This is a genomic window from Neisseria sp. P0021.S006 (genome assembly GCF_051956895.1).
Map to the genome: position 1 here is coordinate 1 of NZ_JBQCWZ010000254.1, position 1762 is coordinate 1762.

3 protein-coding genes are annotated in these 1762 nt (G+C 48.5%); all 3 read right to left on the bottom strand.

The features are described from left to right. On the bottom strand, positions 1–469 hold a 469-nt coding region (gene rpiA, locus ACTHUM_RS13085), incomplete at its 3' end, for a ribose-5-phosphate isomerase RpiA (RefSeq protein ID WP_440403068.1). Positions 470–512: 43 nt separating this feature from the next. Further along, on the bottom strand, positions 513–992 hold the full coding sequence (gene ispF / locus ACTHUM_RS13090; protein ID WP_070460801.1) for a 2-C-methyl-D-erythritol 2,4-cyclodiphosphate synthase: 480 nt from the start codon (positions 990–992) through the stop codon (positions 513–515). 32 nt (positions 993–1024) lie between these two features. Continuing rightward, positions 1025–1711, bottom strand: a complete 687-nt coding sequence (gene ispD, locus ACTHUM_RS13095; RefSeq protein ID WP_440403069.1) for a 2-C-methyl-D-erythritol 4-phosphate cytidylyltransferase — start codon at positions 1709–1711, stop codon at positions 1025–1027. Between the last annotated feature and the right edge of the window lie 51 nt (positions 1712–1762).

Genomic DNA, 1762 nt, shown 5'->3' on the forward strand with positions numbered 1-1762 from the left:
ACTCAGGCTGTCCGCCCATGGCAAGCAGTTTGCGCGACACCAGCGAACGGGCATTTTCAACCACTTCTACCGGCAATGGGAATTTACCCAAACGAGAAACATATTTGCTTTCATCGGCGATACAGACAAATTTATCGGATGCGCTGGCCACGATTTTTTCGTTCAAATGCGCACCGCCGCCGCCTTTAATCATTTGCAGCGCGTGGTTGACTTCGTCTGCGCCGTCAACATAAATCGCCAATCCCATCACTTCATTCAGTGAAACTTCTGGAATCTCGTATTTTGCCAAAAGCTCGCTGGATTTTTTAGAAGTAGACACGGCACCCTTAATTTTCTTACCGCTTTTACCCAAAGCTTCAATAAAAAAGTTGATGGTAGAGCCGGTACCGATACCGATGTATTCGTTTTCAGGAACAAATTCCACCGCTTTTTCGGCGGCAATGCGTTTAAGTTCGTCTTGAGTTGCCATGTTGTCAGTCTTTCAGTTTGAATAATAAAGTAATTTTAAGCTCTTAGGCTTTAATCAGCAATACTGCCGCTTGCGCTTCAATGGCTTCCATACGTCCCAGATAGCCAAGTTTTTCGTTGGTTTTGCCCTTGATATTCACGCAGTTTGCAGGCAAACCCAAATCTGCGGCGATATTAGCGCGCATTGCCGGAATATGCGGCGCAAGTTTTGGCTTTTGCGCAATCACGGTCGTATCGACATTAACCACCTTCCAACCCAATTTCTGCACGCTTTGATAAGCCTCACGCAACAGCACACGGCTGTCGGCATCTTTGAACTCGGCGGCAGTATCAGGAAAATGGCTGCCGATATCGCCCAAACCGGCCGCACCCAACAGGGCATCGGTAATCGCATGCAAGAGCGCATCGGCATCTGAATGACCCAGCAAGCCTTTTTCAAACGGAATGTTGACGCCGCCGAGTATCAAATCTCGCCCTTCGACCAACTGATGGACATCGTAGCCCTGTCCGATACGGATATTCATGTTTGTTTCCTTAAATAATGGGTTTTGATTGTTCAGACGGCCTTGAGCAACAATCTGACAATGTATTCGTCTTGCGGCAGCGTCAATTTTAAATTGCGCGTATCGCCCTGCACCAAGCGTGGCCGGATACCCAGTTTTTCAACCGCTGACGCTTCATCCGTAATCTCACTTAAATCATCAACCGATAAAGCACGGTGTAATAAGGCCGTCTGAAAAAGCTGCGGCGTTTGCGCCTGCCATAATCCTGCGCGCGCAACGGTTTCATCAATATGATGATTGCCGTCTGAGCGCTTGAGCGTATCGGCCACCGGTATGGCCAAAATACCGCCTTCATCATTCTCACCCGCCTCATCAAGCAAACGCGTTAACGCTTCGGCAGGCAGGCAACAGCGTGCAGCATCATGAACCAAAATATTGTCTTGCGCCTCGGCCAAACCTTGCTCCAATAAAACGGACACACCATTGCGTACCGTTTCGGCACGACTTGCGCCGCCTACTCGAAAAACGCGCACTTTCTCAGACAGGGCCGTCTGAAAAACCGAATCTTCCGGCAAAAGAATAACGGCAATTAAATCTATGCGGGAGTGTTGCTCAAAAATTTCTATGGTATGTTGCAATACGGTTTTACCATTTATTTCAAAATATTGTTTTGGTTTTCCTGCACCAAATCGCGCTCCCACACCGGCAGCAGGAATCAAAGCGATATTGCGGCGTATCATGCTGACGCTCCGGCATTAGCCTCGTCAGAAGTTTCGGCCTTGCGCCATACA

Bases quoted from the DNA above. Each gene is read 5' to 3' on its own strand.
- ispF (WP_070460801.1), bottom strand. From the start codon at position 992: ATGAATATCCGTATCGGACAGGGCTACGATGTCCATCAGTTGGTCGAA.
- ispD (WP_440403069.1), bottom strand. From the start codon at position 1,711: ATGATACGCCGCAATATCGCTTTGATTCCTGCTGCCGGTGTGGGAGCG.